Genomic DNA, 7,726 nt, shown 5'->3' on the forward strand with positions numbered 1-7,726 from the left:
CGGAGGGGCGGGGTGGGGCGGGTCGAGGGGTCCGGTGACGGGCGACGTAGGGGAGGTAGGCGGGGCGGCGGGCGGCGAGGAGGAGGACGGCGGCGACGCAGGCGAGGCCGCCGGTGATGACGGAGGTGGCGGGGTTGGTGAGGGAGGCGACGGCGCCGGATTCGAAGTCGCCGAGGCGGGGGCCGCCGGCGACGACGACGATGAAGATGCCCTGGAGGCGGCCGCGCATCTCGTCGGGGGCGGCGACCTGCATCATCGTGTTGCGGAAGATCATGCTGACGGTGTCGGCGCAGCCGGCGACCGCGAGCAGGAGGAGGCCGAGCCAGAGGTTGTGGAGGGCGCCGAAGGCGGCGATGGCGAGGCCCCAGGCGCAGACGGCGGCGAGGACGGCGGCGCCCTGGCGGTGGATGCGGCCGACCCAGCCGGAGAAGAGGGCGCCGATCAGGGCGCCGACCGCGGGGGCGGAGACGAGCAGGCCGACGGTGCGGGCGTCGCCGCCGTAGAAGGTGACGGCGATGGCCGGGAAGAGGGCGCGCGGCATGCCGAAGATCATCGCGGCGAGATCGGCGAGGAAGCTGGTGCGCAGGTTGGGCTGCTCGCGCAGGAAGCGCAGGCCGTCGAGGACGGAGGCGCGGCCCTTGCGTTCGCCGAGCGGGCGGAGGGAGGGCAGGCGCCACATCGCGTAGAGGGTGCCGGAGAAGGCGACGGTGTCGACGAGGTAGGCGGCCTGGCTTCCATAGGCGCCGATGAGGACGCCGCCGAGCATGGGGCCCACGGTGAGGCCGAGGTTCATGCTGATGGTGTTCAGGGCGTTGGCCGCCGGGAGTTGGTGGCTGGGGACGAGCCTGGGGATCATCGCCGAGCGGGCGGGTGAGCTGATCGCGAAGAACGCGGCCTGGAGGGCGACGGCGGCGTAGAGGACGGCGACCCGGCCGTTGTCGGCGGTGGCCTGGACGGCGAGGACGGCGGAGACGGCGGCGAGGCCGGCGGAGCCGATCAGGCCGAGCCGGCGCCGGTCGACGGTGTCGGCGATCGCCCCGCCGTAGAGGCCGAAGGCGACCAGCGGGACGAGCGAGAAGAGGCCCACCAGGCCGGTTGCGAAGGAGGAGCCGGTCAGGGCGTAGACCTGGACGGAGACGGCCACGGCCGTCATCTGCTGGCCTATGGAGGAGACCGCCTGGCCGAACCACACCCGGCGGTAGTCGGGGTTCTCGCGCAGGGGGCTCAGGTCGGCGAACGCCCCGCGGACGGCCCGCCGGTACCAGCGCGGGGCAGGAGCCGGGGAAGCGGAGGCGGACGGGCCGGCGGACGGGGAAGGGGTGGACGGGGAGGCTGCGTCGGGAGGCTGATTGGTCGGCACAGTCGTCCATGCTCGCCCCGGCCGCCGCGCCGCCCGACACCGGGGGCGGCGCAGCGCGGCGGCGTCGGCGGGGCGCCGCACCGCCTACCGGCTGAGGACCTGCCGCTCCCCCGCCTCGACCGCGAAGTCCAACCGGTTGCCCGGCGGCGGGAACGGGCAGATGAAGTGGTCCGAGAAGGCGCACGGCGGCAGGTAGGCCCGGTTGAGGTCGAGCACCGTGTTCCCGTCCGGATCGGGGGCGGGCAGCGTGATGAAGCGGAACCGGTAGGTGTCGACGCCGCTGGTCGCGTCGGCGATCACCCCGCTGAGCCGCTGGCCGGCGCGGCTGACGGTGAGGGTGCGGTGCTCGCCGGCGACGGTGAACTCGATCCGCCCGGTGACGGCGAGCGGGCGTTCCCGTCCGTCCGCGTTGGGGACGACGACGGCCTGCGGCTCGCCCTCGAAGGGGGTGAAGACGGCGGGGACCGCCCATTCCGGCGCGTACGGGTAGCTGGAGATGCCCGCGAAGGCGACCCGGCGGGGTGCGGCCGGGTCGAGGACCCGCAGGGCGAGTTCGCCCTCGCGCTCGATCGGGACGAGCAGCAGGTCGCCGAGGGCGGCGGTGTCGGCGGCCGGGTCGGTGTCCGGGCGCAGCAGCACCTCGCCGTCGACGGGCCGACCGCCGACCGTGACGCCGTCGGCAGCCGCCGCCCGTACCCGGACGCCCTCGCCGTCGGCCCACCAGCGGCCGGGCAGGCCGGGGACCTCGCCGGGCTCGGGGGCCAGCCAGTGCGTGCCGGTGAGCGCGAGCTGGCCGTGCGGCGCGCTCACCGACGCGGCCCGCTGCTCGGTCCAGTGCTTCCAGTCCTCCGCGGCTGTCGCCGTCATCGGTCCACCCTCCCGCTCAGTTCGTCGACGGCCCGCCGCTCGGGCCGTCACCTCGGTCGATCACTTCAGCCGTTCGCCTCAGCTGTTCGCCTCAGCCCATCGCCTCAGCTGTTCGCCTCGACCGTTCCGACGCCGACCACCGCGGCGTCGACCACCACAACGCCGCCGACCCTGCCGGGCCATTCCCGCCCGCCGGGGAACGACCGGGGAACGACCGGGAACCGCAACACCCCGCCGCACCCGGCAACATGCCGACACTCATCGACACCTCACCGACACCGCGCCTCAGCGATTCGCGCTCACCCACCCAGCGGCCGGAACAGCCCCTCCTGCACCACGGACACCACCAGCCGCCCCTCCCGGTCGAAGATCTGCCCGCGCGCGAGGCCGCGCGAGCCGTGGGCGATCGGGGACTCCTGCTGGTAGAGCAGCCAGTCGTCCGCCCGGAACGGCCGGTGGAACCACATCGCGTGGTCCAGCGAGGCCATGTCGAAGTGCCGCGTGCCCCAGAGCGGTTCCACGGGCGCGCGCACGGCGTCCAGCAGCGTCATGTCGCTGGCGTAGGTGAGGGCGCACACGTGGATCAGCGGGTCGTCGGGCAGCGGGCCGTTGGTGCGCAGCCAGACGCCGCTGCGGGCCTCGATGCCCTCCAGCTCCTCCTTGGTCCAGCGCAGCCGGTCGACGTACCGGATGTCGAACGGCTGGCGGCGGCTGATGAACGGGGGCAGCTCGCCGAGTCTGGAGCCGACCTCCTCCAGCGCGCTGGGCAGGTCCTCGGGGGCGGAGACGGTCGGCATCGGGTACTGGTGCTCGATGCCGCCCTCCTCGGGGAGGTGGAAGTCGGCGGTGAGCGCGAAGATCGACCGGCCGCCCTGGATCGCGAGCACCCGCCGGGTGGTGAACGAGCGGCCGTCGCGGATCCGGTCGACCTGGTAGACGATCGGCACGCCGGGCACCCCGGGGCGCAGGAAGTAGGCGTGCAGCGAGTGGACGGGGCGCTCGCCGTCCACCGTGCGCCCCGCCGCGACCAGCGCCTGCCCGGCGACCTGACCGCCGAAGGTGCGCTGCAGCGCCTCCTCGGGGCTGCGCCCGCGGAAGATGTTCAGTTCGATCTGCTCCAGGTCGAGCAGGTCGACAAGGTCGTCGACGGGGGTACCCATGCGTGCTCCCTCTCCGGGCTGCGGGGCGTCCGCGCCGGTCGGCGCCGCCCGCTCCGCATCGAATTCTTCCGCTCACTCGAATTCTCCGGCGACCCGGGTCATTCCCGCTCACCGGGCCGGAACGACCAGTTCACTCGAACGTGTGAGCGGCACCACCGGGAGTGACCGGCGACGGCCCGCGCTACCGCTCCAGCCCCGACTGCCGCACGGTGATGTTGAGCCGCCCGACCAGCCCCAGCGCCGGGTCCGCCGTCCCCGGCAACGTCCGCACCACCCCGTGGTACGCGAACCGGGCCGGGCCGCCGAACACCAGCAGGTCCCCGCTGCGCAGCTCCAGGTCGGTCCACGGCCTGGTCCTGGTCTCGGTGTTCCCGAGCCGGAAGACGCACGAGTCGCCGAGCGACAGCGACACCACCGGCGCGTCCACCCGCTCGTCCCGGTCCTGGTGGAGGCCCATCTTCGCGCCGTGCGGGTAGTGGTTGACGATCGCGATGTCCGGCTCGTACGCCGCCGCGCCCGCGACCTGCGCGCCGCCGGCCTCCCCGACCGACCAGCCGGCCCCGACCCCAGACCCGCCCCCGGCCCCGACCTCAAACCCTCTCCCGGCCCCGCCCCCGTACGCCTCGACGACGGCCCGGCGGGCGAGCAGGCCGAGCTCCGGCGGGAACGGCTTGACCGGCGCACCGTCCTCGGCGAACCGCCGGTAGCCGTACGGGTACCAGTGCAGGCCGAGGCTCACCATCCGGACCGACATCATGCCGCCGGTGGGCATCCGCACCTCGTGCAGGCCGGCCGGCGGACGGGCCCACTCCCGGCAGGCCGCGACCAGCCGCAGCTGCGCGTCGAGGTCCAGCCAGCCGGGGAGCAGCACGGCACCGGGGGCCGGCTCCCGGCGCCCGCCCCGCCCCGCGGACCCGCCCCGCTCGGCAGAACGGCCCTCCTCACCGGACCGGCCCCCCTCGCCGGACCGGCCCGCCGGATCGCCGAACAGCTCACCCTGGATCACCCCACCATCCTCCCGCACCGCCCTCGCCCCGGGCGGCCGACCAGCCCCCGAACGAAGTCCCGGTGCCCTTCGGCCCGCCGAGCAGCCCCAGTTCCCGCGCGCAGCCCGACCAGGCCTCCCACCCCTCCCGCCGCAGGATCTCCTCGGCGACGGTCGTCTGCTCCCGCCGGCTCGCGTGGTCCGGCCGGTCGGCGTACCGCAGGCCGCCGGCGTCGGCCCAGGTGGGCGGCCAGATCTGCAGACCGCCGTAGTAGCCGTTGCCGGTGTCGGCCCGCCAGTCGCCGCCGCTCTCGCAGTCGGCGAGTTCGTCCCACACCACATCCGCGACCCGCACCGCCGCACCGGCCCGGTCGCCCCCGGGACCGCCACCGCCGCCGGAGACGACGGCCACCACCACCGCCACCGCGACGCTCAGCCGCAGCGCCGCCCGACCTGCCGGCCCGTCAGGCTGCTCATCGGACCGTCCGCCGCACTGCTCGTCGGACCGTCCGCCGTACTGCTCGTCATACCGTCCGTCACGCGAATGCAGCATGGCGCCCGACCCTAGGCAGCGCGGCCACGCCACCGCCCCGACACACCGGACACGCCGAAGGCCGCTCCCCCACACGGAGGAGCGGCCTTCGAGGTCAGCTCGAGCGCACCCGAGCCGAGCTCAAGCTCAGATGCTCAGGACCTGGCCCGGGAAGATCAGGTCGGGGTTGCCGCCGACGACCTTGGCGTTGTTCTTGTACAGGTCGTGCCAGTCCAGGCCCTGCGCGGCAGCGATGGAGCTCAGGGTGTCACCGGACTTGACGGTGTAGTCGCCCTTGGCCGGCTGGGCCGGCTTGGCGGGCTTGGCGTCGTTCGAGCCGGTCCAGGACTGGGCGCCCTTGGCGGCGTCCTGCTTCGGCGCGGCGTCGTTCTTCGGGGCGGACTTCGGCGCGACGTCGGCCTTCGGCGCGGCGGCGGCCTTGGGGGCGGCGGCGGCCTTCGGGGTGGCGGTCTTCGGCGCCGGGGTCTGCGCCGGCTTGGCCGCAGCCGAACCGGTGGACGAACCGGTGGACGAACCGGCCGAGGTGTCGACGGCGGCCGGGGCGCCGCCCTTGGTCAGGCCGGCCTTGACGGAGCAGACGGGCCAGGCGCCCGGGCCCTGCGAGGCGAGGACCTTCTCGGCGACGGCGATCTGCTGCGCCTTGGTGGCCAGGTTGGCCTGCGCGGCGTACGCGGTGCCACCGTAGGCGGCCCAGGTGCTGGAGGTGAACTGCAGCCCACCGTAGAAGCCGTTGCCGGTGTTGATCGACCAGTTGCCGCCGCTCTCGCACTGGGCGACGGCGTCCCAGGTGGAGACCGAAGCGGCGGAGGCCGAGGTGGCCGTGACGAGGCCGGCCACCGGCAGGGCCGCGACGGCGGCACCCGCGACGACCGCCATCCGCACGCGGTTGCGCTTGGTGACGGCGGAGGTGGTGGCAGCGGCGTTCTCGTTACGGAAGGTCATGGGGTTCCTCTCGACAGCCCCGGGCGGGCATGCGGAACCAAAGCCCTGGAGAGGGCCGCGTTCGCTTGCCGCGTCCGTGGGGCGGCCGTGCACGTGTCGGACGTGCCGCTGCCGCCCCGGCCACCCAGCCACTCGCCGGCGACCTGTTCGAGCGATCGCGTCGGCGGGCACCTGCCGCGCCCGGCGGGCCGGGGGGCTGTGCGTCGGGGGTGAGCCCGGGTGGCGCTCGTTGCGCCGCTGAAGAAGCTACGAGCCGGTCGGCGGGGATTCCAAAACTCGGACAGTCTGCCCAGCTCAGCAAGCGGTTACCGCCCGTAACAACCTGCGAATCATGCCCGAAATGTCCGATTTAACCGTCAATTCCTAGATCAAACATCCGGGTGCCGTGACCCACCTCACGGTTTCATTCCGGCAGTCTCGCCACCGACATCGACAGATTGCGACCACGAGAACACCCGGCGCGATCGGATCACGGGCAATTCCCGTCGGCCTCGGCCGGCACCCGTGACGCCTGACACAGGGGCCCGTTGGGCATGGCGACCTCCCCTCACCAACCGCCGCTCAACCTCCCCACCACCCCCCACGGCACCACGAAGCCCATCCGCACCCACCTCCCGAGGAGACCCAGTGCCGCGCATGCTCGACGTCAGCGACGAGGTCCGGTCCGAGATCGGCGACGACGAGGCCGACCGCCTCCTCGCCGGCGACCGCGCACCCGCCAGCTACGAGTGCACCTCCTGCCGCACCCCGGGCGACACCGACATCGAGGCGACCAGCACCGTGCTCTTCGTCGCCGACGAGACCGCGGTGCTCGCCTTCGCCCACGCCCGCTGCATCCCGTCCCAGGTGGTGCCGGTGTCCGAGGAGCAGCTGGCCGGCGCCGTCCGCAGCATCAGCCAGGCCCAGACCGGCGCGCCCGGCCCCGGCGCGCCGAACACCCCGACCGTCCCCGCCTCCCCGGCCGCCCCCGCCGGTGCCGTCGCGGACCCGGCCGCCCAGCCGACCGCCCCGGGCCAGGCCGCCATCCTCGGCATCACCTGCGGGCTCGTCCTGCACGACAAGGTCGGGCACGCCTCACTGGTGGTCGAGCCCACCGGCCCGGTCGGCCGCCCCGGCAGCACCTCCGGCGAGGACGAGTTCCTCGACCTGCTCCAGGACGCCGGCTTCCAGCCCGTCAGCGACCTCAACGAGACCCCGGACCAGCTGGCCGGCTGGTCGGTCCTGGTCGCGATGGGCAAGCTGCACGCGATCCTGCAACCCGCTGCGGCCGGCGGCAGCACCGGCTGGTGGCAGGCGCACCAGCCGCTCCAGGTCACCGAGGCGTGGCGGATGGCCGCCAGCCAGCTCTCCGAGGTGACCATGTACGCCGTCCCGGCCGGCATGGTCGGCCGCCAGCCGCGCGAGGACCTGCTGCGCCAGGCGCTGGAGCGCGCGGTGTCGCTGGGCCAGGTGGTCGCCGCCTCGCTGCCGCTCGCCGGCACCTGAGCCGTACCCGGCGGAGCCGCCCGACCGGGCGCCGCAGAACCGCCGCGCCCCAGGAACCCGCCGCACCCCAGGCCCTCTGGCCCCCAGGCCCCCAGGAACCGCGCACCACAGGCACCACCGCACCGCGAGGCGGCCGCCGACCGATCCACGGCGGCCGCCTCCCGGCCCGCGGAAGCCACGGTCCCGCATCCCCTGGCCCCGGCGTCCCCGCGCCCACGCATCCCCCCGCCCCCTCACTCGTTGGCCCCTACGTGTACAGCTACGACGTCTCCGCGTCCCCCGGACGGTCCGCCACCGGACACCTCACCATCCCGGGCATGCGCCCGTCGTACGACGCGGAGCACCCGTACGTGACGACCCAGACCGCCTCCACC

7 protein-coding genes are annotated in these 7,726 nt (G+C 74.4%); 1 reads left to right on the forward strand and 6 read right to left on the reverse strand.

Features of this window, described 5'->3' with window-relative positions; translation table 11 throughout:
- The 6 genes from VM95_RS36390 to VM95_RS36415 all read right to left on the reverse strand — a co-directional run.
- Positions 1-1,360, reverse strand: a 1,360-nt coding sequence (locus VM95_RS36390; protein WP_425265395.1) for an MFS transporter, incomplete at its 3' end; no start/stop codon positions are given.
- 84 nt (positions 1,361-1,444) lie between these two features.
- On the reverse strand, positions 1,445-2,227 hold the full coding sequence (locus VM95_RS36395; protein ID WP_045705340.1) for a DUF1684 domain-containing protein: 783 nt from the start codon (positions 2,225-2,227) through the stop codon (positions 1,445-1,447).
- 299 nt (positions 2,228-2,526) lie between these two features.
- Positions 2,527-3,387, reverse strand: coding sequence for an acyl-CoA thioesterase (locus tag VM95_RS36400; RefSeq protein ID WP_045705341.1), 861 nt, complete (start codon positions 3,385-3,387; stop codon positions 2,527-2,529).
- Positions 3,388-3,568: 181 nt separating this feature from the next.
- Positions 3,569-4,258 carry an alpha-ketoglutarate-dependent dioxygenase AlkB gene (locus VM95_RS36405; protein ID WP_045705348.1) on the reverse strand — a complete coding sequence of 230 codons (690 nt, stop codon included), beginning with the start codon at positions 4,256-4,258 and terminating at the stop codon, positions 3,569-3,571.
- Between the two features lie 121 nt (positions 4,259-4,379).
- Positions 4,380-4,925 (reverse strand): transglycosylase family protein, encoded by a 546-nt coding sequence (locus VM95_RS40995; RefSeq protein ID WP_078861128.1) that lies wholly within the window; start codon positions 4,923-4,925, stop codon positions 4,380-4,382.
- Positions 4,926-5,051: 126 nt separating this feature from the next.
- Positions 5,052-5,867 carry a LysM peptidoglycan-binding domain-containing protein gene (locus VM95_RS36415; protein WP_045705342.1) on the reverse strand — a complete coding sequence of 272 codons (816 nt, stop codon included), beginning with the start codon at positions 5,865-5,867 and terminating at the stop codon, positions 5,052-5,054.
- A 627-nt stretch (positions 5,868-6,494) separates the two neighbouring features.
- On the opposite strand from VM95_RS36415, the gene VM95_RS36420 reads away from it, so the two are divergent.
- Positions 6,495-7,352: a hypothetical protein gene (locus tag VM95_RS36420; RefSeq protein WP_045705344.1), complete on the forward strand. Its 858-nt coding sequence runs from the start codon at positions 6,495-6,497 to the stop codon at positions 7,350-7,352.
- The last annotated feature ends 374 nt before the right edge of the window (positions 7,353-7,726 follow it).

It is taken from the genome of Streptomyces rubellomurinus, assembly GCF_000961885.1.
Lineage (GTDB): Bacteria > Actinomycetota > Actinomycetes > Streptomycetales > Streptomycetaceae > Kitasatospora > Kitasatospora rubellomurina.

Bases quoted from the DNA above. Each gene is read 5' to 3' on its own strand.
- VM95_RS36415 (WP_045705342.1), bottom strand. From the start codon at position 5,867: ATGACCTTCCGTAACGAGAACGCCGCTGCCACCACCTCCGCCGTCACC.
- VM95_RS36400 (WP_045705341.1), bottom strand. From the start codon at position 3,387: ATGGGTACCCCCGTCGACGACCTTGTCGACCTGCTCGACCTGGAGCAG.
- VM95_RS40995 (WP_078861128.1), bottom strand. From the start codon at position 4,925: ATGCTGCATTCGCGTGACGGACGGTATGACGAGCAGTACGGCGGACGG.
- VM95_RS36395 (WP_045705340.1), bottom strand. From the start codon at position 2,227: ATGACGGCGACAGCCGCGGAGGACTGGAAGCACTGGACCGAGCAGCGG.